Annotated in this window: 22 protein-coding genes; 12 read left to right on the top strand and 10 right to left on the bottom strand. The window is 58.9% G+C overall.

The features are described 5' to 3' along the window. Nucleotides 1-249 precede the first annotated feature (249 nt). The 4 genes from AC3IUA_RS05740 to AC3IUA_RS05725 all read right to left on the bottom strand — a co-directional run bounded on the left by AC3IUA_RS05740 (nt 250) and on the right by AC3IUA_RS05725 (nt 4,408). Nucleotides 250-1,014, bottom strand: a complete 765-nt coding sequence (locus tag AC3IUA_RS05740) for an amino acid ABC transporter ATP-binding protein (protein WP_489359542.1) — start codon at nt 1,012-1,014, stop codon at nt 250-252. Nucleotides 1,015-1,024: 10 nt separating this feature from the next. Continuing rightward, nucleotides 1,025-2,122 (bottom strand): amino acid ABC transporter permease, encoded by a 1,098-nt coding sequence (locus AC3IUA_RS05735; RefSeq protein ID WP_489359541.1) that lies wholly within the window; start codon nt 2,120-2,122, stop codon nt 1,025-1,027. 10 nt (nt 2,123-2,132) lie between these two features. Then, nucleotides 2,133-3,314, bottom strand: coding sequence for an amino acid ABC transporter permease (locus tag AC3IUA_RS05730; RefSeq protein ID WP_489359540.1), 1,182 nt, complete (start codon nt 3,312-3,314; stop codon nt 2,133-2,135). 65 nt (nt 3,315-3,379) lie between these two features. Then, complete coding sequence (locus AC3IUA_RS05725) at nt 3,380-4,408, bottom strand: amino acid ABC transporter substrate-binding protein (RefSeq protein ID WP_489359539.1); 1,029 nt, start codon at nt 4,406-4,408, stop codon at nt 3,380-3,382. 469 nt (nt 4,409-4,877) lie between these two features. Here AC3IUA_RS05725 and AC3IUA_RS05720 point away from each other — a divergent pair, with 469 nt between their 5' ends. The 5 genes from AC3IUA_RS05720 (at nt 4,878) to AC3IUA_RS05700 (ending at nt 10,248) form a co-directional block, all read left to right on the top strand. Further along, nucleotides 4,878-5,534, top strand: coding sequence for an alpha/beta hydrolase (locus tag AC3IUA_RS05720; RefSeq protein ID WP_489359538.1), 657 nt, complete (start codon nt 4,878-4,880; stop codon nt 5,532-5,534). Between the two features lie 91 nt (nt 5,535-5,625). Then, a complete protein-coding gene (gene rhlB, locus AC3IUA_RS05715) occupies nt 5,626-7,113 on the top strand; it encodes an ATP-dependent RNA helicase RhlB (RefSeq protein WP_489359537.1) in 1,488 nt (495 codons plus the stop codon). Between the two features lie 129 nt (nt 7,114-7,242). Beyond that, the gene (locus AC3IUA_RS05710) at nt 7,243-8,196 is read left to right on the top strand and encodes an ornithine cyclodeaminase family protein (protein WP_489359536.1); all 954 of its coding nucleotides are present in this window, start codon (nt 7,243-7,245) and stop codon (nt 8,194-8,196) included. 198 nt (nt 8,197-8,394) lie between these two features. After that, nucleotides 8,395-9,522, top strand: coding sequence for an NAD(P)/FAD-dependent oxidoreductase (locus AC3IUA_RS05705; protein WP_489359535.1), 1,128 nt, complete (start codon nt 8,395-8,397; stop codon nt 9,520-9,522). Nucleotides 9,523-9,612: 90 nt separating this feature from the next. Then, entirely contained in the window at nt 9,613-10,248 is a 636-nt protein-coding gene (locus tag AC3IUA_RS05700; RefSeq protein WP_489359534.1) for a helix-turn-helix transcriptional regulator, read from the top strand. A 78-nt stretch (nt 10,249-10,326) separates the two neighbouring features. Here the strand turns inward: AC3IUA_RS05700 and AC3IUA_RS05695 are convergent, their stop codons facing one another. From AC3IUA_RS05695 to AC3IUA_RS05670, 6 genes are all read right to left on the bottom strand, one after another. Beyond that, complete coding sequence (locus AC3IUA_RS05695; RefSeq protein WP_489359533.1) at nt 10,327-11,103, bottom strand: ABC transporter substrate-binding protein; 777 nt, start codon at nt 11,101-11,103, stop codon at nt 10,327-10,329. Between the two features lie 256 nt (nt 11,104-11,359). Further along, on the bottom strand, nt 11,360-11,812 hold the full coding sequence (moaE, locus tag AC3IUA_RS05690; protein WP_489359532.1) for a molybdopterin synthase catalytic subunit MoaE: 453 nt from the start codon (nt 11,810-11,812) through the stop codon (nt 11,360-11,362). A gap of 2 nt (nt 11,813-11,814) precedes the next feature. Beyond that, nucleotides 11,815-12,057 carry a MoaD/ThiS family protein gene (locus AC3IUA_RS05685; protein ID WP_150640544.1) on the bottom strand — a complete coding sequence of 81 codons (243 nt, stop codon included), beginning with the start codon at nt 12,055-12,057 and terminating at the stop codon, nt 11,815-11,817. After that, complete coding sequence (gene moaC, locus AC3IUA_RS05680) at nt 12,057-12,527, bottom strand: cyclic pyranopterin monophosphate synthase MoaC (RefSeq protein WP_150804055.1); 471 nt, start codon at nt 12,525-12,527, stop codon at nt 12,057-12,059. Before moaC ends, AC3IUA_RS05685 begins: the two co-directional genes overlap by 1 nt. Nucleotides 12,528-12,660: 133 nt before the next feature. Next, on the bottom strand, nt 12,661-14,055 hold the full coding sequence (locus tag AC3IUA_RS05675; protein ID WP_489359531.1) for a PhoH family protein: 1,395 nt from the start codon (nt 14,053-14,055) through the stop codon (nt 12,661-12,663). Between the two features lie 363 nt (nt 14,056-14,418). Next, entirely contained in the window at nt 14,419-15,543 is a 1,125-nt protein-coding gene (locus AC3IUA_RS05670) for a polysaccharide deacetylase family protein (RefSeq protein WP_489359530.1), read from the bottom strand. 268 nt (nt 15,544-15,811) lie between these two features. Between AC3IUA_RS05670 and yaaA the strand changes: the two genes are divergently transcribed. The 7 genes from yaaA (at nt 15,812) to algG (ending at nt 26,211) form a co-directional block, all read left to right on the top strand. Then, nucleotides 15,812-16,591: a peroxide stress protein YaaA gene (gene yaaA, locus AC3IUA_RS05665; RefSeq protein ID WP_489359529.1), complete on the top strand. Its 780-nt coding sequence runs from the start codon at nt 15,812-15,814 to the stop codon at nt 16,589-16,591. 810 nt (nt 16,592-17,401) lie between these two features. Beyond that, complete coding sequence (locus AC3IUA_RS05660) at nt 17,402-18,718, top strand: nucleotide sugar dehydrogenase (RefSeq protein WP_489359528.1); 1,317 nt, start codon at nt 17,402-17,404, stop codon at nt 18,716-18,718. 206 nt (nt 18,719-18,924) lie between these two features. Then, nucleotides 18,925-20,406, top strand: a complete 1,482-nt coding sequence (gene alg8, locus AC3IUA_RS05655; protein ID WP_489359527.1) for a mannuronan synthase — start codon at nt 18,925-18,927, stop codon at nt 20,404-20,406. A 47-nt stretch (nt 20,407-20,453) separates the two neighbouring features. Beyond that, nucleotides 20,454-21,626, top strand: coding sequence for a PilZ domain-containing protein (locus tag AC3IUA_RS05650; protein WP_489359526.1), 1,173 nt, complete (start codon nt 20,454-20,456; stop codon nt 21,624-21,626). Between the two features lie 18 nt (nt 21,627-21,644). After that, on the top strand, nt 21,645-23,135 hold the full coding sequence (gene algK, locus AC3IUA_RS05645; protein WP_489359525.1) for an alginate biosynthesis TPR repeat lipoprotein AlgK: 1,491 nt from the start codon (nt 21,645-21,647) through the stop codon (nt 23,133-23,135). Next, complete coding sequence (locus AC3IUA_RS05640; protein WP_489359524.1) at nt 23,132-24,607, top strand: alginate export family protein; 1,476 nt, start codon at nt 23,132-23,134, stop codon at nt 24,605-24,607. Before algK ends, AC3IUA_RS05640 begins: the two co-directional genes overlap by 4 nt. Nucleotides 24,608-24,633: 26 nt before the next feature. Continuing rightward, nucleotides 24,634-26,211, top strand: coding sequence for a mannuronan 5-epimerase AlgG (algG, locus tag AC3IUA_RS05635; protein WP_489359523.1), 1,578 nt, complete (start codon nt 24,634-24,636; stop codon nt 26,209-26,211). Nucleotides 26,212-26,219: the final 8 nt, after the last annotated feature.

Here is a 26,219-nt window from a genome sequence, read left to right as displayed (position 1 = left end):
TCCAATCATAGGATGAATTTTCTGACATGTTAGTCAGCTTTATCGACTGGCACAACTGTAGGAGCTGCCGCAGGCTGCGATCTTTTCAGCGGTTAAAGGAGTTTCCAGGCTGACGTAAAAATCAAAAGATCGCAGCCTGCGGCAGCTCCTACGAGGTTTGGTGTGGGCCCGACCGGGGATGGTGGTCGTCAAAAAATTCAAAAATAAACCCGGCACATGGCCGGGTTTATTGATGTTGCCACTAACCTGTCAATGCAGGATCTGGCTCAGGAACAGCTTGGTGCGATCGTTCTGTGGGTTGTCGAAGAAGTCGTTCGGTGGAGCCTGTTCGACGATTTCGCCCTTGTCCATGAAGATCACCCGGTTGGCCACGGTGCGGGCAAAGCCCATTTCGTGGGTCACGCAGAGCATGGTCATACCGTCTTCGGCCAGGCCGATCATGGTGTCCAGAACCTCTTTCACCATCTCTGGATCGAGGGCTGAAGTCGGCTCATCGAACAGCATGATTTTCGGCTTCATGCACAGTGCCCGGGCAATCGCCACGCGCTGTTGCTGACCACCGGACAACTGCCCCGGATACTTGTGCGCCTGCTCTGGAATGCGCACGCGCTCCAGGTAGTGCATGGCAATTTCTTCGGCCTTGCGCTTGGGCATCTTGCGCACCCACATCGGCGCCAGCGTGCAGTTCTGCAGGATGGTCAGGTGCGGGAACAGGTTGAAGTGCTGGAACACCATGCCGACTTCACGACGGATTGCTTCGATCTGCTTGAGGTCGTTGGTCAGTTCCACGCCATCGACCACGATGCGACCCTGCTGGTGTTCTTCCAGACGATTGAGGCAACGAATGGTGGTCGACTTGCCGGAACCGGACGGCCCGCACAGAACGATACGCTCGCCCTGCTTGACGTTCAGGTTGATATCTTTCAAAACGTGGAACTGGCCGTACCACTTGTTCACGCCCTGCATCTGAATAATGCCTTCAGAGCTCACAGGCTGTTTAATCGCTTCGCTCATGACTCAACTCCTAACGCTTGTGGCCTGTGTCCAGCTTGCGTTCCAAATGCATGGAATAGCGGGACATACCAAAACAGAAAATCCAGAACACCAGGGCTGCGAACACATAGCCTTCGGTGGCCATGCCCAGCCATTTCGGGTCGGCGGCGGCTTGTTTGACGCTGTTGAGCAGGTCGAACAGGCCGATGATGATCACCAGGCTCGTGTCCTTGAACAGCGCAATGAAGGTGTTGACGATGCCAGGGATCACCAGCTTCAAGGCTTGCGGCAGAATCACCAGGCCCATGCTACGCCAGTAACCGAGGCCCATCGCCGCTGCCGCTTCGTACTGACCTTTGGGAATCGCCTGCAGACCACCGCGCACCACTTCGGCCACGTAGGCCGACTGGAACAGAATCACCCCGATCAGCGCCCGCAGCAACTTGTCGAAGTTCATGCCTTCGGGCAGGAACAACGGCAGCATCACCGAGGACATGAACAGCACAGTGATCAATGGCACGCCACGCCAGAACTCGATGAAGGTCACGCAGACCACTCGAATCGCCGGCATGTTCGAGCGACGCCCCAGCGCCAGCATGATCCCCAGCGGCAATGCGCCGGCAATACCAACCGTGGCGATCACCAGGGTCAGCATCAGGCCACCCCATTGGCTGGTTGGTACTTCGCTCAGACCGAACCAGCCACCGTGCAGCAAGGTGTAGGCAATGATCGGGTAGAGCACCAGAAAGCCCAGGCCGTAGATCGCCTTGCGCGGGAAGCGCGAGATGAACAACGGCGCCACGCCAATCACCGCCAGCCACACGGTCAGGTCGACCCGCCAGCGCAAGTCGGTCGGATAGTAGCCGTACATGAACTGGCCGAAGCGCTGCTGGATGAACACCCAGCAGGCGCCTTCCTTGGTGCAGTCGGCGCGCGTGGTGCCGACCCAGTTGGCATCGAGAATCGCCCAGCTCAGGATCGGCGGTACAACCAGCCAGATCAGGTAGAACGCGAACAGTGTCAGCAGGGTGTTGAGCCAGCTGGAGAACATGTGCGCCCGCATCCACGCCACGATACCGATGCTGCTGTGAGGGGGTGGCATGTCGGGTTTGAAAATATGAGTCGTCATGTACGCTTCCTCACCGCTCGATCAGCGCAATGCGCTTGTTGTACCAGTTCATCAGCAGGGAAATGCTGATGCTGATCGCCAGGTACACGCTCATGGTGATGGCAATGACCTCGATCGCCTGCCCGGTCTGGTTCAGCACCGTACCGGCAAACAGCGAGACCATTTCCGGATAGCCGATACCGGCAGCCAGCGAGGAGTTCTTCGCCAGGTTCAGGTATTGGCTGGTCAGCGGCGGAATGATTACCCGCAGCGCTTGCGGAATGATCACCTTGCGCAGGGTCGGACCATTGCGCAGGCCGAGGGAACGGGCCGCTTCGGTCTGGCCATGGCTGACCGACATGATCCCCGAACGCACGATCTCGGCGATGAACGCCGCGGTGTACACCGTCAGGGCCAGGGTCAAGGCCAGCAGTTCCGGGATCAACACCCAGCCACCGACAAAATTGAAGCCTTGCAGCTTCGGCATTTCCCAGTGCAACGGAGTGCCAAAGATCAGCGCGCACAGTGCAGGGATCAGCAGGAACAGCGCCAGGCCAACCCAGAACTTGTGGAACGGTTCACCGGTCGCTTCGAAACGCTTGTTGGCCCAGCGGCACATCAGCACGATGGCAACGATCGCCACCCCGATACTCGCAATGAACGGCCAGAACCCGTCGGCGGTCAGGGCTGCCGGCATGTTCAGGCCACGGCTGCTGACGAAGAAGGTATCGCCGAAGTTATGACTGTTGCGCGGCCCCGGCATGGTCAGGAATACCGCGAAGTACCAGAACAGAATCTGCAGCAGCGGTGGAATGTTGCGGAAGACCTCGACGTAGACGGTCGCCAGCTTGCTGATGATCCAGTTCTGCGACAGCCGGGAAACGCCGACAATGAAGCCGAGGATCGTCGCCAGGATGACGCCGATAAAGGTCACCAGCAGGGTATTGAGCAGGCCGATGACAAACACCCGGGCATAGCTGTCCGATTCGGTGTAGTCGATCAGGTGCTGAGCGATGCCGAATCCGGCGCTGCGCTCGAGAAAGTCGAAACCGGAGGTAATGCCCCGGTGTTGAAGGTTGGTTTGGGTGTTATCGAACAGATACCAGCCCATCGAGACCACCGCGACAATCGTGATGATCTGAAATGCCCACGCACGCACTCGTGGATCGCTGAGGCTGAGCCTCTGCTTTGGTGCGCCGATTGAATTTTGCATGAAGTGCCCCAGAAATAATGGAACAGAACATCACCCGGTGGTCGGCCCACCGGGTGATAGAACCATCAGCGCACTGGTGGTGCGTATTGAATGCCGCCGTTGTTCCACAGAGCGTTCAGCCCGCGGTCGATGGCCAGTGGAGTGCTTTTGCCGAGGTTTTTCTCGAACACTTCACCGTAGTTGCCCACTTGCTTGACGATCTGCACAACCCAGTCTTTGGGCAGCTTCAGATCCTTGCCGTATTCACCGTCAGCACCCAGCAGACGTGCAACGTCCGGGTTCTTGGTGGCTTTGGCTTCGGCTTCGACGTTTTTCTGAGTGATACCCATTTCTTCGGCATTGAGCATGGCGAACAGGGTCCACTTGACGATGCTGAACCACTCTTCGTCGCCTTTACGCACTACCGGGCCCAGCGGCTCCTTGGAAATGGTTTCTGGCAGCACGACATAGTCGGTCGGGCTCGCCAGCTTGCTGCGCTGTGCGTAGAGCTGGGATTTGTCGGAGGTCAGTACGTCGCAACGACCGGATTCCAGCGACTTGGCGCTTTCATCGGAGGTGTCGAAAGTGATCGGGGTGTATTTCAGACCGTTGCCGCGGAAGAAGTCGGAAACGTTCAGCTCGGTAGTGGTACCGGCTTGAATGCAGATGGTTGCGCCGTCGAGTTCTTTAGCGCTCTTGACGCCCAGCTTGTTGTTTACCAGAAAGCCGATGCCATCGTAGTAAGTCACACCGGCAAACACCAGGCCCATGCCCGAGTCGCGGGAACTGGTCCAGGTGGTGTTACGCGACAGCACGTCGATTTCGCCGGATTGCAGCGCGGTGAAGCGCTCCTTGGCGTTCAACTGGCTGAATTTGACCTTGGTCGCGTCACCGAATACGGCAGCGGCCACGGCGCGGCAAACGTCGGCGTCGATCCCGAGGATCTTGCCCGTTGCGTCCGGTACCGAGAAGCCCGGCAGACCGTCACTCACGCCACACTGTACGAAGCCTTTTTTCTGCACTGCATCCAGGGTTGCACCCGCCTGAGCGAACCCACTGACACCGAGCACTGCGGCCGCAGTCACGATAGCCAGGGTGGATTTCAACATCTTCATTCAAACCTCCAGTTTTTGCTCTTGTTGTGTCGGAGCTTGAGCCTTGCCGCACCCTTATGAGGCGCTGTTGACCCGTGTTGGCTTTTATCAGGGTCAAGCGGCGTAAGACCTTCGCTATGAGTCTAGTAGGAGAAAATCCATAGAATGGAAAACTCACTTCTCACCAATCGGCCGAACGGGCTGTAGCCCTTTCATGTTCGCGAAGCCCGTAGCGGCCTTTGGCGAACGTCCATCACCGGATTTTTTTGCTATCCCACAACCGAAGGTAGACTGATAGTGTTACCGCTCGGCGCAGGATTACTGCACAGCTTTTTCCATAGCAAAGGCCGTACCATACCGGCCGCTAAAGCGTTTCAGTGACAGGTCAATAGCAAAACTTGCAGCCTTGCGACATCTTCGTAACTGATCAACCGGACGCGCACGCCGACCGAGCACACAATGTGCGCGCACGCACAATATTGGAGCAAACATGACTCAGACCTTGATTCTTCAACCCAGCAAGCCCGTCGACGCCTGTGTGATCTGGCTCCACGGCCTGGGCGCCGACCGCTACGATTTCCTGCCGGTGGCCGAAGCGCTGCAAGAAATGCTGCTGACCACCCGTTTCGTTTTGCCTCAGGCACCGACCCGCGCCGTGACCATCAATGGCGGTTACGAGATGCCCAGCTGGTACGACATTCTGGCCATGAGCCCGGCCCGGGCGATCAACCGCGAGCAGCTGGATGAGTCCGCGCAAACGCTGGTCAATGTGATTGAAGAACAGCGCGCCAGCGGAATAGACGCCTCGCGGATTTTTCTTGCCGGTTTTTCCCAGGGTGGCGCGGTGGTTCTGCACACCGCCTTTTTGAAGTGGCAAGGACCATTGGGTGGCGTAGTTGCCCTCTCCACTTATGCACCGAGCTTCAGTGACGACCTGCAATTGTCCGCCAGCCAACAGCGAATTCCGGTCTATTGCCTGCACGGTCATTACGATGAGGTCGTACAAAACGCCATGGGCCGAACCGCTTACGAGCATTTGAAACGACTTGATGTCACCGTGACATGGCAGGAATACCCAATGGGCCACGAAGTGTTACCCGAAGAAATTCGCGACATTGGCGTCTGGCTCGCCGAACGTTTGCGTTGAAAACTGAAACTACCTGTAGCCGTATGACCAATGAACTACGCCGCGCCCAATTCTTGCATTACACTGCCCGGCACTTAACCAATTTGATGAGATGACCGTGCTCAAAGCACTCAAGAAAATGTTCGGTAAACGCGAGGCTGAGCAGCTCGCACCTGGTTCTATTGCACCTTCCCACGGCTCCGGCCACCGCACCGACGCTAAACAGCCGGGTCGCGCAGTGTCTGGTGCCGTACCTGAAAAAGAGCCGGCGAGCACTGCCGTCGCCCAACCTGCAGCGGCTCCTGCCTGCGAGCAACCGCGCAGCGAAGAACCCAAACCTGCGCAACCTCGCCGCCAACGCGCGCCGAAACCGCCAGTCAAGCCCTGGAAACTCGAAGATTTCGTCGTCGAACCCCAGGAAGGCAAAACCCGCTTCCACGATTTCAAACTTGCACCCGAACTGATGCATGCGATCCAGGACCTGGGTTTCCCGTACTGCACGCCGATCCAGGCCGAGGTGCTGGGCTTTACCCTCAAGGGTCTGGACGCCATCGGACGGGCCCAGACCGGCACCGGTAAAACCGCCGCGTTCCTGATCTCGATCATCACCCAGCTGTTGCAGACCCCGCCGCCCAAAGAGCGTTACATGGGTGAACCACGGGCGCTGATCATCGCTCCGACCCGCGAACTGGTGGTCCAGATCGCCAAGGACGCGGCCGACCTGACCAAATACACCGGACTGAACGTCATGACGTTCGTCGGCGGCATGGACTTCGACAAGCAACTCAAGCACCTCGAAGCCCGCCACTGCGACATCCTCGTGGCCACCCCCGGCCGCCTGCTGGACTTCAACCAGCGCGGTGATGTCCACCTCGACATGGTCGAAGTGATGGTGCTCGACGAAGCTGACCGCATGCTCGACATGGGTTTCATCCCACAAGTGCGTCAGATCATTCGCCAGACCCCACCGAAAAACGAGCGTCAGACGCTGCTGTTCTCCGCGACCTTCACTGAAGACGTGATGAACCTGGCCAAGCAATGGACCACCGACCCGGCCATTGTCGAAATCGAAGCGATCAACGTCGCCAGCGACATGGTCGAGCAGCACATCTATGCCGTCGCCGGCAGCGATAAATACAAGCTGCTCTACAACCTGGTGAACGACAACGGCTGGGAACGGGTGATGGTCTTCGCCAACCGCAAGGATGAAGTGCGGCGCATCGAAGAACGTCTGGTGCGTGACGGCGTCAACGCCGCGCAGCTGTCCGGCGACGTGCCGCAGCACAAGCGCATCAAAACCCTGGAAGGCTTTCGCGAAGGCAAGATTCGCGTACTGGTCGCCACCGATGTCGCCGGTCGCGGGATTCACATCGACGGCATCAGCCACGTGATCAACTTCACCCTGCCGGAAGTACCGGACGATTATGTGCACCGCATCGGCCGTACCGGCCGGGCTGGCGCCAGCGGTGTGTCGATCAGCTTTGCCGGTGAAGATGACTCCTATCAGCTACCGTCCATCGAGGCGCTACTGGGTCGCAAGATCAGTTGCGAAACGCCACCCACGCATCTGCTGCGCGCAGTTGAGCGCAAGCGCCCGTAACAACCGGCGCGATAAAACAGACGCAGTCCGGAAACGGCCTGCGTTTTTTTTCGTCTGGATATTGTCAGCCAGAACTAAAAGTCCATAATAGACAAAATAGTTTACATTCATTTCCACGGGAGCATCCGCATGTCCAGCACGCCTTATGTGATCGCCCAGGCCCAGGCCCGCCAGCTACTCGAGCACGTCGACGTGCCGCAGATCCTGCGCAAGCTGTTCCGTGACCTGGCCGCCGGGCAAGCGGTGCAACCTGCCCAGCAGCTGGTGGAATTTCCCCACGGCGCTGGCGACTTCATCAACTACCTCGGGGTGTTGGCCGAAGACCGCGTCTACGGGGTGAAAACCTCGCCCTATATCGTGCGCAGCGAAGGCCCGCTGGTAACCGCCTGGACGTTGTTGATGTCGATGGAAACCGGCCAGCCATTGCTGCTATGCGACGCTGGAGAACTGACCACCGCCCGCACCGCCGCGACCACTGCGGTGGCCGTCGATGCGCTCGCCGCGCCTGACGCCCAGCGCCTGGCCATCATTGGCAGCGGCCCTGTAGCCCAGGCACACCTGCACTACGCGAAAAACCTGCGTGACTGGCAAAGCATCAGCCTCTATTCGCCGGGCCTGGCGGGCAAAAGTCCGCAAGCGCTCGCTTCACTGCGCGCTCTTGATCCACGCCTGCAGATCGTTGCCAGCCGTGAGGAAGCGCTCAGCGACGCTGACGTAATCATGCTCTGCACCTCTTCGGCTGGCCCGGTGATCGATCCGCTTACGTTGAGCAAGCCGGCACTGATCACCTCGATCAGCACCAATGCCCCGCGAGCTCACGAAGTGCCGCCGCACGCCCTGAATGAAATGCAGGTTTATTGCGACTATCGTCAGACCACTCCTGGCTCGGCTGGAGAAATGCTGATCGCCAGCGAGCAGCATGGCTGGGATAAAAGCGCCATTCGCGGCGATCTGCCGGAGCTGCTCAGCGAACAGACACCGCGTCCGGCCTACGACCGTCACGTGTTCTTCCGCTCCATCGGCCTGGGCCTGGAAGACATCGCACTGGCCAATGCGCTCTACCATTTGCAGCGCAATAGCTAACACCAGGCAGGGCGCGGTCCCCTGTGGCGAGGGGGCTTGCCCCCGCTCGGCTGCGAAGCAGTCGTAAAACCGGCACATGGGTTTTAACTGAACGAACCCGTTGCCTGATTTCAGGACCGCTTCGCGCTCCAGCCGGGGCAAGCCCCCTCATCACAAAATGCCCGCCAGACTCAGGCTCACAATTTCCAGGAGAACCCCATGACCCAGGCAGATTTCATCATCATCGGCGGTGGTATCGCCGGTGCGTCCACCGGTTACTGGCTGTCGCGTCACGCTCGGGTGATTGTGCTAGAGCGCGAATCGCATCCGGCCTATCACTCCACCGGGCGTTCCGCCGCCTTGTACACCGCCGCCTATGGCACGTCCCAGGTCCGCGCATTGACCCTGGCCAGCCGGGACTTCTTCGATGCGCCGCCAGCGGGTTTCTGTGAGCACCCGCTGCTGACTCCGCGCGGGGAAATGACCGTGGATTTCACCGGCGACCCCGAAGAGCTGAACAATCAATACCTGAGCGCCAAGGCCAGCGTGCCAGAGATGCAGCTGCTCAGCGCCGACGAGGCCTGTGCGCGGTTGCCGATCCTGCGCCGGGAAAAGGTCCACGGTGCGATCTACGACCCCAGCGCCAGCGATATCGACACCGACGCCCTGCATCAGGGGTACCTGCGGGGCATCCGGCGCAATCAGGGTGACATTCATACCGATTGCGAAGTGCTGAGCCTGAGCCGTGATGCTCAAGGTCAGTGGCAGGTTGAAACCGCCAGACAAACCTTCAGCGCTCCAGTGGTGATCAATGCGGCAGGCGCCTGGGCCGACAAAATCGGCGAGATGGCCGGGGCCAAGGCGATCGGCCTGCAACCCAAGCGCCGGGCGGCGTTTATCTTCGCCGGTCCCGAAGGGGTGGATATTCATGACTGGCCAATGCTGGTCAGTCTCGACGAGTCGTTTTACATGAAACCGGATGCCGGGATGTTCCTCGGCTCCCCGGCCAACGCCGACCCGGTCGAGCCCCACGACGTGCAGCCCGAAGAGCTGGACATCGCCATGGGTATTTACCAGATCGAGGAAGCCACTACCCTGACCATTCGCCGTCCGACCCGCACCTGGGCCGGGTTGCGCAGCTTCGTCAGCGACGGCGATCTGCTGTGCGGCTTCGATCAGCAGGTGCCCGGCCTGTTCTGGGTCGCGGCCCAAGGCGGGTACGGGATCCAGACATCGCCGGCCATGGGCCAGGCCGCTGCCGCACTGGCGCGTGGCGATGCCTTGCCGGAACAGCTGACACGCTTTGGCCTGAGCGCCGCCATGCTCGATCCCGCTCGCCTCGGTTAACGCGCCCTCAGGTGACGATCCACCTCGATTGCGGCAAACTCCCAGCGCCCTTTTCGATAGGGCGCTGAACGCCGCCTGGAGCAACACCCTATGACACCACCTCGACAAGACCCCGCCCTGGATAACTTCCGGGCGATTGCCGATGCTATCGCCACGCTGTTTTACCCCCACGCCGAGGTGGTGCTGCACGACCTGCGTACGCAAAAGATCGACTACATCGCCAACAACCTGTCCAAGCGTGAAGTGGGCGACGATGCGGCACTGGAAGACATGCTCAGTGAAGAGGTCAGCGAACGGAACATTGGTCCCTACGAAAAGCTCAACTGGGACGGCCAGAAAATCCGCAGCCTGAGCAGTGTGCTGCGCGACGGCAACGGTCAACCGCTGGCCGTGTTGTGCATCAACCTGAATATCTCGCTGTTCGAAAACGCCAAGGCCGCGCTGGATCTGTTCCTGTCACCGAGCAAAGTGATTGCGCAACCGGACTCATTGTTTCGGGATGACTGGCAGGAACGCATCAACACCTTCCTGCACGCATGGCTGCGTGAACGTCAGTTGAGCCTCAACCTGCTGACCCGCGAGCATAAACGCGAACTGGTGCTGGCCCTGCACGCCGAAGGCGCGTTCAAGGGCAAAAGCGCCTCCAATTACGTGGCCAACGTGCTGAACATGGGTCGGGCGACGGTGTACAAGCATTTGAAGGAAGTGAAGGAAGTGAAGGGTTGAAGATCAAAAGATCGCAGCCTGCGGCAGCTCCTACGCGCGCGCGCGTGTGGGCGCTGCCGCAGGCTGCGATCTTTTTTATCAGTCGCCGTAGATGTCAGACTTGAAGTACTTGGCCTGGATCTTCTGGTACTCGCCATTGGCGCGAATGTCGTCGATGGCCTTGTTCAATTGGCTCACCAGTTCGGTATTGCCCTTGCGCACGGCGATTCCGGCGCCCTCGCCCACGTATTTCGGGTCTTTGAGTTCCGGGCCGACAAAGGCGTAATCGGCGCCACGTGGCATCGACAGGAAATCATCCAGAGGAATGGTATCGGCAAAAATGGCGTCCAGGCGACCGGACGCGAGGTCCATGTAGATCTCTTCATTGTTGCCGTAACGCTTGACCGTGATCCCCTTGGGCTCGAAGACTTCGGTGGCGTAACGGTCAGTGGTGGTGGCCCGTTGCACGCCAACCGTTTTGCCTTTGAGGCTGGCGTACTGATCATCCACCACAGCGCCTTTCTTCATCACCAGCCGCGACGAAGTGAAATAGTACTTGTGGGTAAAGTCGACCGAGTTCTTGCGCTCAGCGGTAATGGTCATCGACGACAGCGCGGCATCGATTTTCTTCACTTTCAGCGATGGAATCAGGCCGTCGAACTCGCTCTCGACCCACTCGCACTTGACCTGCATCTGCGCGCACAGCGCATTGCCGATGTCGTAATCGAAGCCGCCGATTTTGCCTTCGGACGTCTTGAATGCAAATGGCGGGTACGCCGCTTCAATACCGATACGCAGGGTTTTCTCGGCGGCGAACAAGCTGCTGCATGCCAACAGACTGAGGGCCAGGCCACTGATGAGGGTGAGTTTCTTCATGTTCATTTTCTCGCGGGGTTGTTGTTGGTTTGGCAAGAGAGAAGAAAAAGTGAAACGTGAGACGCCTTTTTTGTACTTATAATTCCATACTGGACTTTTATGTATTGAACGTCAATCGAGTGGCCGCACTTCATTCTTCCTTTGGTCGCGAGGATGGATTGGGGTGAATCAGGAAGATTGAGGGTGTTGCGGATGGCCTCATCGCGAGCAGGCTCGCGATGACTGACTGAGAGCCGGTAGAGAATGGGCAGCCTGTTTACTGGCTCCAGCGCTCCACCGCCGCATGATCGCTGTCCTTGCCTTCCACCCAACGAGGGCCGTCGCTGGTGTTTTCTTTCTTCCAGAACGGGGCGCGGGTTTTCAGGTAGTCCATGACAAAGGCGCAGGCATCGAACGCAGCCTGGCGGTGAGCGCTGGCGGCACCGACAAAAACAATCGGCTCGCCCGGTTCCAGGGCGCCAATCCGGTGCAGCACTTCGAGCTTGAGCAGCGGCCAGCGCTGCTCGGCTTCCACCGCGATTTTGCCGAGGGCTTTTTCGGTCATGCCCGGGTAGTGTTCAAGAAACATTCCGGCAACCTCAAGCCCATCGTTGAAGTCACGCACGTAGCCGACAAAACTCACCACCGCACCGACTCCGACATTCGCCGCGTGCATCGCATTGACTTCAGCACCCGGGTCGAACGCCGTGGACTGCACACGAATCGCCATGGTCAGCCTCCGGTCACGGTGGGGAAAAACGCCACTTCATCGCCATCGGCCAGTGGCTCGTCGAGCTGACACAGGTCTTCATTGCGCGCGCACATCAGGTTCTGTTCGCTCAGCACCTGGGCACCATCACGCTGCGCCAGCAGCACCCGCACATCATCGACCGAGGCGAAATCGCCTTCGACCTTCAACGAATCCACACCCAGTGCCTCGCGGTAGCGGGCAAAAAACTTCACCGTCACTTTCATTATTCGGATACCTGATAGTGGCCGCTCTTGCCGCCCAGTTTCTCCAGCAAGCGCACGTTCTCGATGATCATGCCGCGATCCACCGCCTTGCACATGTCGTAGATGGTCAGCGCGGCGACACTGGCGGCAGTCAGGGCTTCCATTTCGACACCGGTCTGCCCGGCAAGCTTGCAGCGGGCGACGATGCGCACCGCGTCTTCACCTTCGGCACTGAGTTCGACCTTGACGCTGGTCAGCAGCAATGGATGGCACAGCGGGATCAAGTCCGAGGTTTTCTTCGCCGCCTGAATCCCGGCAATCCGCGCCACGGCGAACACATCACCCTTGGGGTGACCGCCGCTGACGATCATCTGCAGGGTTTCGGGGAGCATGCGCACAAGCGCTTCGGCCGTGGCTTCACGTGACGTCACGGCTTTTTCGGTGACGTCGACCATGTTGGCGCGACCTTGGGAATCGAGATGAGTCAGCACAGGGTTACTCCTGATCAGGAGTGTCGATTGTAAACCTGCGGGTCAATTATTCGCACGCACCCAGATCAAGAAAAGACCGGACGGTTTGTCAGAATGAAACCGGGCGGCTTTGGGCCGCCCGGTTCTGGTGAGATTACAGATGAGATTCGGCGTATTCGGCCAGAATCGAACGAGGTACCCCTTGCAGGGTGATGTGCACCCCGTTGGGGAAGTCTTTGAAGCGTTCGGTCAGGTAGGTCAGCCCGGAACTGGTCGCGGACAGGTAAGGGGTGTCGATCTGCGCCAGGTTGCCCAGGCACACCACTTTGGAACCGGCACCGGCACGGGTGATGATGGTTTTCATCTGGTGCGGGGTGAGGTTCTGGCATTCATCGATCAGGATCAGACTCTGCTGGAAGCTGCGGCCTCGAATGTAGTTGAGGGATTTGAACTGCAACGGCACTTTGCTGAGGATGTAGTCGACGCTGCCATGGGTGCTTTCATCATCCATGTGCAAGGCTTCGAGGTTGTCGGTGATGGCGCCCAGCCATGGCTCCATTTTTTCCGCTTCGGTGCCTGGCAGGAAGCCGATTTCCTGGTCCAGGCCCTGTACGCTGCGGGTGGCGATGATGCGCCGGTAACGCTTGCTGACCATGGTCTGCTCGATGGCGGCAGCCAGGGCCAGGATGGTTTTCCCGGAACCGGCGGCACCCGACAGGTTGACCAGGTGGATGTCCGGATCGAGCAAGGCGAACAGCGCCAGGCTTTGATAAACGTCACGCGGTTTCAGACCCCAGGCTTCCTGGTGCATCAGTGGTTCCTGATGCAGGTCGAGAATCAGCAGTTTGTCTACCTCGATCTCCTTGATCCAGCCGACAAAACCCTGTTCGTCGATGATGAACTCGTTGATGTGCACCGCCGGCAGGTTGTCGATCAGTTGCACCTGGTGCCAGGTGCGACCGTGGTCCTGACGGGTTTCGACCTTGCTCACACGGTCCCAGAACGACCCCGTCATGTTGTGGTAACCGTTGGGTAGCAGCGACACGTCGTCGACCAGTTGGTCGGTGCTGTAGTCCTCGGCTGCGATCCCGCAGGCCCGGGCCTTGAGGCGCATGTTGATGTCTTTGGTGACCAGCACCACGGGCAGCTCAGGGTCGCGCGCATGCAGGTCGATCAACTGGTTGATGATGATGTTGTCGTTCAGATGCTCGGGCAGAATGATGTTCGGTTCGGCACGCTTGCTCATCAGAATTGACAGCAAACCCTTGGGCCCGCTTTTGCCACGCTGGATCGGCACACCGAGTTCGACGTCTTCAGGGCTGGCGTCGCCCAGGGTCTTGTCGATCAGGCGAATGGCCTGACGGCATTCGGCAGCCACGCTGTGATGCCCGCTCTTGAGCTTGTCCAGCTCTTCAAGCACAGTCATCGGGATCGCAACGTGGTGTTCTTCGAAGTTCAGGAGAGCGTTTGGATCGTGAATCAATACGTTGGTATCGAGTACATAAAGGATTGGCTGGTTGGAGGAAGAACTACGTCCGTGATCATCCATACTCGGTCACCTTTGTGGGAGCCAGTCGACGCAATACCATGACAGTGCTGCGCCTCGAAGTGGCCACCGAATTCACCTCGCACCGCTACAAACAGCAGGATTCAAGTGAACTGCATCCATAGCTGGGTCTTGGAAGACGCCACCTGTGGTGCAGGTTTCGGCGGTCTGTCTTCGTAATACTCCAAAACCTGTGACAGAAAAAAGTACTTTGACGTTTTTTTGAAGTTTATTTTTCAGAGTGACCAATAGCACTAGGCGGATTGCCATCACCCCGTTAAAGTCAGAAGTCTGCCTGCTGTGAAATCGCGGGCAAAATTTCTTGTTTTAGCTTTCTCCCCAGTGTTTGCTGGCCTTTTGTCTTTTTCAGCGAAAAGCGTCCTGGCAATCCTCCCAGCCGATTCCGCTTTGTGCGGTTTGCGTTATCAACCAAGGAATCGCGGTTTTTACCGCATCCTGTTTTACGTTAAAATTGATCACTCCACGCCGCCACAGCAGCATCAGGCTCAACACCCGCTCGCCACTTTGTTGAGCCTTGAGCTTGCCGCCTGCATCCTGTGGATCGATGTCCCACAACACCACCTGCAAGCCCTGGGCCTTGAAAAAACCTTCGCCGTCGGCGCGACGCTGGCCATAAGGCGGGCGAAACAACGGCACGTAGTTCTCCGCCAGCTTGCCCTTGAGCAGTTCGACGCTGCGCTGGATCGAGTATTGCCAGTCCTGCCAATGGCTATGGGAGCGGTACTCCCAGCCCTGCACGCCCACGCACTGCTGTGAGTACAACGCTTGCAGATCAGCCACCGGGCGCTGGGCCAAGCGCGCCTGAATATCGCTGCCCAGAACAAAAAAGCTCCCGCTCAGGTTCGACTCGCGCAGGTAGTCGGCGAGCCAGGCGGTGTTATCCGGCGAGGCGGCGGCAGCGCTGTCGAAGGTCAGTAGAAACAGCCGGTCGTTGAGTTCATCGCCGTTGCGCTCGTAGTCGCCAAAACGATCGATTTCGCTGCTGGTTTGCGGGAACAACGCCGCCTTGCGCAGCTGCTCGTCCAGATAGCGCTCATGGAACATCCGGCTCGGCTCGGCCCAGCGCGCGTAGTAGGAATCGGCCGCGACCTGAAACTTGCCGGCCTGATCGCGCAGACTGTCCAGGTCTTCGACCAGATAACAGAAGGAGGCGTCCTGATCGCAGCTTTGCTGGGCAAAGTTGTAGTTGGCGAGCAAGCGCTGCCACATCCGTTGACGAACGCGATCGATCGACTCCAGATTGATCATCCGCAACCCCAACCGCTGCTTCAACCCCGCCTCGTCCAGCGCCTCGCTGGCGAGCAAGGCGCGAGCGAAGGTGAGGATCTCCGCTCGCGACGCCACGTCGAACAAGGTCGGACTGCTCAGCTGCTCCGGCCAGGTGCTGCGGTCCAGCGTGGCGACGTCAGCGGGCGCGGCCATGGCGCTGAAACTGAGCAGCCAGGCCGAGAAAAGCAAAGCGATACGCAAAGGGATGTCTCCATAACAAAACCCGCGGCGCACTATAGCTGATCTGGTGTCTGATCTCGGGCTCGGTGGTGGCCCAAAAAGATCGCAGCCTGCGGCAGCTCCTACCCCGACCGTATCCATCCGGCCATTCTGGTGAACACCGTCCCGTAGGAGCTGCCGCAGGCTGCGATCTTTTCAAATGACACCATCGATCCCTCTATGACCTCCATAGCTGGAGTCAACTCCGACAACCCCCTAGAATCCCCCGACGATTTCAGGAGACGACTTCATGCTGATGGTGATTTCCCCAGCCAAGACCCTCGATTACCAGACTCCGCCGGTAACCCAGCACTTTACCCAGCCGCAATACCTTGATCATTCACAGGAACTGATCCTGCAGTTACGCGAGCTGAGCCCGGCGCAAATCAGTGAGTTGATGCACGTCTCCGACAAGATCGGCGGGCTCAACGCCGCACGTTTCGGCAGCTGGACCCCGGCCTTCAGCCAAGACAACGCCAAGCAGGCGCTGCTGGCGTTTAAAGGCGACGTGTATACCGGCATGAATGCCGAAACGTTCAGCGAGGCGGATTTCGATTACGCCCAGCAACACTTGCGCCTGCTGTCGGGCCTGTATGGCCTGCTGCGCCCACTGGACCTGATGCAACCGTATCGGCTGGAGATGGGCACCAAACTGGCCAATGCCCGTGGCAAGGATCTGTATGCCTTCTGGGGTACCCGGATCAGCGAGTGGCTGAACGAAGCCCTCGCCGAACAAGGCGATGACGTGTTGCTCAACCTGGCTTCCAATGAATACTTCTCGGCGGTCAAGCGCTCGGCGCTGAATGCGCGAATCATCAATACCGAGTTCAAGGACCTGAAAAACGGTCAGTACAAAATCATCAGCTTCTACGCGAAAAAGGCCCGCGGCATGATGAGCCGCTTCGTTATTCAAGAGCGGATAAACGACCCCGCCGCACTCAAGCAATTTGATGCGCAGGGTTACCGATTCAGTGCCGAACAGTCGAAACCCGACACCCTGGTTTTTCTGCGCGACCACGCCCCTGAGTAACGCAATTTTTCGGCGCATGTCATTTATCAGCCAACGTGCGCCGACCGCCTTTCCCCTCCGATTGCCCTCGCCAAATATGACATTTTTTTGACGTCAGAAATATTTCTTATGCATTTTTAACTTTTCATTCACTCGGCTTATGTGATTTTTTTTCGTAGTGGCACATCTTTTTTTTGCGAGTAGTGGCATATACCCATCCAACGCGATCAATCCCCCATTAATAAAGGGCTGTATGGCCGATGATATCAATTTGAAAGCGGTGCCATCTTTGGGGATATTTCAAGAAATTTCAGATTTCAGGATGGACGGGCAGGAACTATGTCCAGATGAGTCGTTCATACCACCGGTAACGATTATCTTTGGGAACGTACGAGATAACTTACGTAGAGGGTGATCCGGTAACGAAGTTGTCACATGAACTTCCACACCAGGGTCCCTGATGTGGAACACACGTGAAGGACGGGAGATAACGCACCATCACTATCCCCTATAAGGCCATGGCCGCGCCCCTACAATTGTGCTCACCTGAGTACATAACCACTTGATTTAAAAGGCTTTAAGTCAACTATCAAGTGCGAAAAATTCTTTGCACGAATGTCTTCCAAGGAAGACCGGCTGCATAACAGGGCAGGTCATAACAATAAGGCCAAGTTTCGCACACCTTGAGTGAACTCTTTAGTCACTCGGAACTTACGTATGCCTGCACACGGCACTGTGGCGTCTGTCGCCCACACGTTCGAGTGCACTATGACCGCTGAACATCATTAATTCCGGCCATCTAATGGCGTAATAATTACAGAGGTAAATGCGATGCGCATCAGCATATTTGGTTTGGGTTACGTCGGTGCAGTATGTGCCGGTTGCCTGTCTGCACGGGGCCATGAGGTCGTTGGCGTAGACATCTCCAAAGACAAGATTGACCTGATCAACGCCGGTAAATCGCCGATCGTCGAGCCGGGTCTGGGCGAGCTGCTGACCCAGGGTATTCAGACCGGTCGTCTGCGTGGCACCACCAACTTCGCCGAAGCGATTCGTGACACCGACCTGTCGATGATTTGCGTCGGTACGCCGAGCAAGAAGAACGGCGACCTGGAACTCAACTACATCGAAGCGGTATGCCGCGAGATCGGCTTTGTCCTGCGTGACAAGACCACCCGCCACACCATCGTGGTCCGCAGCACCGTATTGCCGGGCACCGTGAAGAACGTGGTGATCCCTATTCTCGAAGACTGCTCCGGGAAGAAAGCCGGCGTCGACTTCGGTGTCGCGGTCAACCCTGAGTTCCTGCGTGAAAGCACCGCGATCGCCGACTACGACCTGCCACCGATGACCGTGATCGGCGAGTTCGACACAGCGTCCGGTGATGTTCTGCAATCGCTGTACGAAGAGCTCGACGCGCCGATCATCCGCAAGGACATCGAAGTCGCCGAGATGATCAAGTACACCTGCAACGTCTGGCATGCGACCAAAGTGACCTTCGCCAACGAAATCGGCAACATCGCCAAAGCGGTCGGTGTCGACGGTCGCGAAGTGATGGAAGTGGTCTGCCAGGACAAGACCCTCAACCTGTCCCAGTACTACATGCGTCCGGGTTTTGCATTCGGCGGCTCTTGCCTGCCAAAGGACGTCCGTGCCCTGACCTATCGCGCCAGCACCCTGGACGTCGATGCGCCGCTGCTCAACTCGCTGATGCGCAGCAACGTGTCTCAGGTGCAGAACGCCTTCGACATCGTCTCCAGCCACGACAAACGCAAAGTCGCCCTGCTGGGCTTGAGCTTCAAGGCCGGTACCGATGACCTGCGCGAAAGCCCGCTGGTAGAGCTGGCGGAAATGCTGATCGGCAAGGGCTACGACCTGAGCATCTACGACAAGAACGTCGAATACGCCCGCGTCCACGGTGCGAACAAGGATTACATCGAGTCGAAGATCCCTCACGTCTCGTCCTTGCTCAACTCGGACTTCGACGAAGTGATCGGCAACTCCGACGTGATCATCCTCGGCAACCGCGACGAGAAGTTCCGCGCCCTGGCCGAGAACGCACCTGCTGGCAAACAGGTAATCGACCTGGTCGGCTTCATGTCCAAAGCCACTAGCGTAAGTGGCCGGACCGAAGGCATCTGCTGGTAACGCTGCATCCGCGCGGTAGGACCTGGCGAAGCCTGCGATCTTTTGGCGTCTTCACAGACGCCAAAGATCAAAAGATCGCAGCCTGCGGCAGCTCTTACCCAGGATTACTGGCGACATCCGGAACGGGTGTCGTCAGTTTTCGTCGCCTGCCTTAACCCCATCGGGCCACCCTACTGGCTCGCCCGAGATCGAGACGGATGCAGATTATGCACAGGCTAAAGCACGGCCTACTTCAGGCCGCCGGTTGGCTGTTTTACCTAAGTTTATTGTTGGGCATCGCAGCTGCGTTGCCTACGTCCACATTCGACTCCGAGTCGAAGGACTTCATTTTCCTGATTGGCGTCGTGGGCATCTGGCGCTACTCCATGGGGGCCACGCACTTTCTGCGCGGCATGCTGTTTCTGTACGTGGTCTATCCGCACCTGCGGCGCAAAGTGCGCAAGCTCGGCAAAGCGGCTGACCCGTCCCACGTGTTCCTGATGGTCACCAGCTTTCGAATCGATGCGCTGACCACCGCACAGGTCTACAGCTCGGTGATCCGCGAAGCCATGGAATGTGGCTTCCCGACCACTGTGGTCTGCTCGCTGGTGGAAATGTCCGATGAGCTGCTGGTCAAAAGCCTCTGGGCAAAAATGAACCCGCCAGCCCACGTGAAGCTCGACTTCGTGCGCATCGCCGGGACCGGCAAACGCGACGGCCTGGCCTTCGGTTTCCGCGCCATCTCCCGCCACCTGCCGGATGACCGCGCAGTGGTTGCAGTGATCGATGGCGACACCGTGCTGGCCCCGGGCGTAGTGCGTAAAACCGTGCCGTGGTTCCAGCTGTTCGGCAATGTCGGCGGCCTGACCACCAACGAGTTCTGCGAAGTGCGCGGCGGCTACATCATGAGCGAGTGGCACAAACTGCGCTTCGCCCAGCGTCACATCAACATGTGCTCCATGGCACTGTCCAAGCGCGTGCTGACCATGACCGGCCGCATGTCGGTATTTCGCGCCACCGTGGTCACCGACCCGGACTTTATCGCCGACGTCGAAAGCGACTCGCTGCAACACTGGCGCCTGGGCCGCTTCAAGTTCCTCACCGGCGACGACAAGTCCAGCTGGTTCAGCCTGATGCGCCTGGGTTACGACACCTTCTACGTGCCGGACGCAGCGATCAATACCGTTGAACATCCGCCGGAAAAAAGCTTCATCAAGGCCAGCCGCAAGCTGATGTTCCGCTGGTACGGCAACAACCTGCGGCAGAACTCCCGTGCACTGGGCCTGGGCATGAAGCGTCTTGGCTTGTTCACCTCGGTGGTGCTGTTCGATCAACGCGTGTCGATGTGGACTTCCCTGCTCGGGCTGACGGTCGCGATCATCGCCAGCTTCAAATACGGCATGGCCTTCATCCTCGTGTACCTGCTGTGGATCGGCATCACCCGGTTGATTCTGACCCTGCTGCTGTCCTGCTCGGGACACAAGATCGGACCGGCCTATCCGATCATTCTCTATTACAACCAGATCGTCGGCGCGCTGGTGAAAATCTACGTGTTCTTCCGCCTCGATCAACAGTCCTGGACCCGCCAGGACACCAAACTGACCCGTGATCTCGCCAGCTTTCAACGTTGGTTCAACACTTGGTCGTCTCGGACCATGACCTTCTCCGCCGGCAGCATTTTTGTCGCCGTGCTGCTGATGATGGTCTGACCCAGCCTCGCCTGAATTAACTAGGAATTACATCGATGAGCAGTCCAATGAATACCGCCCCAAACTCCAACGTGGTGCATGAATCCGAAGCCCAGCGCCAACACGCCCGGGTCAGAATCCCGGCCAAGCTGCGTTTCGTCGACAGCGCTGGTGCTGCCATGATCGCGCGGGTCGAAGACCTGTCCGCCGGCGGCCTGAGCTTTAACGCCGGGCCGCAAAAAGACCTGAAGATCGGCGCGGTACACAAGGCTCGCCTGCAATTCGTCATCGACAACCTGGGCCTGGCCATGGACGTCGAGCTGCAGGTTCGCTCTTACGATCGTCAGTCCGGCCGTACCGGTTGCCAGTTCCAGCGACTGGACCAGCAAGACATCTCCACCCTGCGCCACCTGATCACCTCGCACCTGGCCGGTGACATCGTCACCATGGGCGAAGTACTCGCCACCCTGCAGCGCGACAACTTCACCAAGGCGCGCAAGGTCAAGGACGGCGGCAGCGGCATGACCGCCTTCGGCCGCATGCGGGCAGTGACCTTCAGCCTGGCGATTTTCCTCGTCGGCCTGACCGCCTTCGGGTTCATCTTCAAGTCGGTCTACGGCATGTACTTCGTCAGCCACGCCCAGGCCGGACTGGTGAGCGTGCCCGCGATGAACGTCACTATGCCCCGTGACGGCACCGTGCAAAGCCTGATCCAGGCTGACGGCGTCGCCGCCAAAGGCGCACCGCTGGCGACGTTCAGCACCAGCATGCTCGACGTGCTCAAGGGCCATCTGACCCAAGACCAGTTGCAGCCGGCCAAGGTTGAAGAACTGTTCGGCAAGCAAATGACCGGCACCCTGACTTCGCCCTGTGATTGCACCGTGGCACGCCAGGTCATTGCCGACGGTCAGTACGCCAGCAAAGGCGACGTGATCTTCGAACTGGTGCCGCGTAACACCGAGGCCAACGTTGAAGCACGCTTCTCCTATCGCCAGTTCGGCGACGTGCGCCCAGGTACCCCGGTGAACTTCCAGGTAGCCGGTGAAGACCAGGTTCGCCGCGGCAAGATCGTCAGCAGCTCCAGCCTGAACAGCAACGACCTGTCGTCCGACATCCGCGTGAAAATCAAGCCCGATGCTCCGCTGGACAGCACGTTGGCCGGTAGCCCGGTTGAAGTGAGCAGCGATCGCGGCCCATCCCTGAGCTGGCTGATCGATAAAGCCACGGCCGCCGGTCTTTAAGCGGAGGACATGCCTGTGATGATCTTGAAAATTTTGAACACGCCGCAAGTCCTGTGGGAGCGGGCTTGCTCGCGATGGGATCACTGCGGTGTGTCTGACGGACCGCGTCGCCTGAATCAGGCTCGCTCCCACATTGGCTCGTACTGCGCACTGGCACTGGCAGTCAGCCTGGCCGGTTGCGCCGGTCTGCCGGACCAGCGCCTGGCCAATGAAGCACTCAAGCGCGGCGACACTGCGCTGGCGACGCAAAACTACCAGCAGCTGGCAGACCTGGGCTACAGCGATGCCCAGGTGGGTCTGGCTGATATCCAGGTGGACAGCCGCGACCCGGCGCAGATGAAACAGGCCGAAGCGACTTATCGCTCGGCCGTCGACAGCTCGCCACGGGCCCAGGCCCGTCTCGGTCGTTTGCTGATGGCCAAGCCCGGCGCCAGCGAGGCCGAACGTCACGAAGCCGAAGGCCTGCTGAAAAAGGCCTTCGCCAATGGTGAAGGCAATACGCTGATTCCGCTGGCGATGCTCTACCTGCAATACCCGCACAGCTTCCCGAACATCAACGCCCAGCAACAGATCAGCCAGTGGCGCACTGCCGGTTACCCTGAAGCGGGTCTGGCCCAGGTGCTGCTCTATCGCACCCAGGGCACCTACGACCAGAACCTGGGCGAAGTCGAAACCATCTGCAAGGCGGCGCTGCACACCACCGACATCTGCTACGTCGAGCTGGCCACCGTCTACCAGAAACGCGCCCAGCCAGAACAACAGGCCGAGCTGCTCAAACAGCTGCAAGCCGGGTACAGCGCTGGCACGGTTTCGGCACAGCGGGTGGACAGCGTCGCTCGGGTCCTCGGTAATGCCACGCTCGGCACCCCCGACGAGAAAACCGCGCAGACCCTGCTCGAACAAATCGCTCCGGTCTACCCCGCTTCCTGGGTCAGCCTGGCGCAACTGCTCTACGACTTCCCCGATCTGGGCGACGTCGACAAGATGATGAAGTATCTGGACAACGGCCGCGCCGCCGACCAGCCGCGCGCCGAACTGCTGCTGGGCAAACTCTATTACGAAGGTAAATGGGTCCCGGCCGACGCCAAACAGGCGCAAGCGCATTTCCAGAAAGCGGTCGGACGGGAAGTCGCCGCCGATTACTACCTGGGCCAGATCTATCGCCGTGGCTACCTCGGCAAGGTCTACCCGGACAAAGCCCTGTCGCACTTGCTGACTGCCGCGCGCAATGGCCAGAACAGTGCCGACTTTGCCATTGCCCAGTTGTTCTCCCAAGGCAAAGGCACTCGACCCAACCCGGTCAATGCCTATGTCTTCAGCCAACTGGCCAAGGCCCAAAACACCCCGCAAGCCACTGAGCTTGCACAAACACTCGAAGCGCAGCTACCGCCTGCCCAACGTGCCGAAGCCCAACGTCTGTTGCAACAAGAGCAGGCCATGCGTGGCGGCTTGAGCAAGGACACGCTGGACCTGCACGCCATCCAAGAAGACGGCGAGGAATCCCTATGAAGTTGAATCCCTTTGTGAAAGCTGGCATTGGCCTGGGCTTCGCCCTGTTGTGGTCCTGCCCGACGCTGGCCGCCCTGACCGACGAGAAGAACTACGGTCTTGACGTGAAAATCACCGGCCAATCGGAAGATGACCGCGACCTCGGCACCCAAAAAGGCGGCGACGTCAACGGCGTCGGCCTCGACCTGCGTCCCTGGGTCTACGGCGAAAGCGGTAGCTGGAGCGCCTATGCCATGGGCCAGGCCGTGACCGCGACGGACATCATCGAGACCGACACCCTGCAGCAGTCCGACAGCGACGGCACTCAGACCACCGACAACGGTGATCGCAAAAGCAAAAAGAACTACCTGGCAATGCGCGAGTTCTGGGTCGGCTACAGCGGCCTGACGCCTTACCCCGGCGAGATACTGAAACTCGGCCGCCAACGCCTGCACAACGATGACGGCCAATGGCGCGACACCAACATCGAAGCCCTGGCCTGGACCTTCGACACCACCTTGTTGAAAGCCAACGTCGGTGCCGCCGAACGCTTCAGCGAATACCGCACCGACCTGACCGAGCTGGCGCCCAAGGACAAGGATCGCCTGCACCTCTTCGGTGATATCTCGACTCAATGGACACCCGGCAATTGGGTCGGCGTACGCGGCCATCACACCCATGATGACGGCAAGCTTGACTATCCGACTCCTGGTGAAGCCACCGACTCGCTGGACAAGAAAGAGAACGGCGACCTGACCTGGCTGGGCCTGGAAGCCAACAGCGACGCCTACAACTACCGCAACACCAACACCGTCAACTACTGGGGCAGCGTCACCGGTATGTCCGGCGATCGCGACACCGTCAACCAGCTGAAGGCCGATGGCAGCGCCCCGGCACAAGCCAAGACCAGCGGCAACGTCGACGGCTGGGCCACTGATTTAGGCCTGCGTCTGCGCCTCGATCCGAACTGGCAAGTCGGTGGGGCCTATGCCCGCGCCAGTGCCGATTACGAGCAGAACGGTCTGGAAAGCAACCGCTCGAACTACACCGGCACTCGCTCGCGGGTTCACCGTTTCGGTGAGGCCTTCCGTGGCGAAATGAGCAACATGCAGTCCGCCACCCTGTTCGGCTCCTGGATGCGCAACGACGAATACGACGCCAGCCTGGTCTACCACAAGTTCTGGCGCGTCGATGGCAACAAGCAGGTCGGCAGCAACGGAATCAATGCGGTCGAGGAAGTCAACACTGACGGAGTGACTTCCTTCATACCCCTTCCGGAAGACGGCGAAAAAGACCTCGGTCAGGAAGTGGATCTGGTGGTCACCAAGTACTTCAAGCAAGGCCTGTTGCCGGCCGGCTTGAGCCAGTCGATCGATGAACCTGCGGCGCTGGTGCGCTTTCGTGGCGGTGTGTTCAAGCCCGGCGATGCCTATGGCAAAGACGTCGACTCGTACATGCATCGGGCCTTTGTCGATGTCGTCTGGAAGTTCTGATGCGAGCTGCCAAAGGAGTGCGTGAGATGAACAGTCAAGCCATCAAGGGCTCGATCAGCCTGTTGGCCGGCGCACTGCTGCTGGCCAGTGCGGCAGCCTTTGCCAGCGTCGAACCGGTGAGCAAGCCGGCGACGGTGGCCAAGGGGCTCCAACAAGCCAATACCTACACCGTCACCAGCGCGCCGACCGCGCCGCTGGAGCTGGCCAAACCAAAACTGCCCGACCTCTCCGGCTACACCGCCGAGGCCGTGGCGGCGAAGATCGTGCGCAGCAAAGCGGGCAAGGTCAGTGTTCGGCGGATGATGCAGGAGAATGCGCTGAAGGACTTTATCGGCGGCGATAACAAGATGGCCGAGTGGGTGGTGCGTCAGCACGGCATCCCTCAGGCAATCTTTATCGACGACGGTTACATCAACCTCAAGGACCTGAGCAAGAAGCTGCCCAAGCAGTACTTCAGCGAAACCTCGCCAGGTGTGTTCCTGGCGAAACTGCCGATCGTGGTCGGCAACAAAGGCATCCTCGAAATCGATAAACAGACGCAAGAGCTGCGCCTGTCCCAGGAAGCCGGTTCGTTCCTGGTCAACGATGGCCAGCTGTTCGTGCGTGATTCCAAAATCACCGGCTGGCGCGAAAAGGAAAACACTCCGGCGACCTTCCGTTCGCCGAAAGAATTCCGTCCGTTCCTGCTGTCCTGGGGCGGCACCGAGACCTACATCGTCAACAGTAAAATGGCCAGCTTCGGCTATGCCAACAGTAAGTCCTACGGTGTGAGTATTTCCCAGTACACGCCGAGCCTGGCCAAGGTGCTCAAGCGCGCCGAACCCACCGGCTGGATCGTCGGTTCGGAGTTCTCGGACATGTGGTACGGCTTCTACTGCTACGAAACCACGGGTTTCGTGGTCAAGGGTAATACCTACCGCGACAACATCGTCTACGGCATCGACCCCCACGACCGTTCCCATGGCCTGATCATCGCCGACAACACGGTGTACGGGACCAAGAAGAAGCACGGGATCATTATTTCCCGTGAGGTCAACGACAGCTTCATCTTCAACAACCGCAGCTACGAGAACAAGTTGTCAGGCCTGGTGATCGACCGTAACAGCGTCAACAACCTGATCGCCGACAACGAGATTTACCGCAACGAGACCGACGGCATCACGCTCTATGAGAGCGGCAACAACCTGCTGTGGGGCAACAAGGTGATCAGCAACAAGCGCCACGGCATCCGTGTGCGTAACAGCGTGAATATTCGCCTGTACGAAAACATCTCGATGAACAACGGCCTGACCGGTGTGTTCGGGCACATCAAAGACTTGACCGATACCGACCGCGATATCCATCTCGATCCGTTCGATACCCAGGTCTCGCTGATTCTGGTGGGCGGTGAACTCGCCGCCAACGGCAGCGGCCCGCTGTCCATCGACTCGCCGCTGAGCGTCGAGTTGTACCGGGTATCGATGCTCGCTCCGACCAAATCCAGCGGGATCAGCTTCTCGGGGATTCTCGGCGAGCGCCAGAATGAAATTCTCGACCTGCTGGTGCGCCAGCAAAAAGCCGTGCTGATCGACCCTGTCGAAAACCAGACCGATATGCGGGACTGAGGATGACC

The organism is Pseudomonas sp. KH_050, from assembly GCF_057838875.1.
The sequence above is the reverse complement of the archived record's forward strand: the minus strand, read 5'-3'. Positions and strand labels throughout refer to the sequence as shown.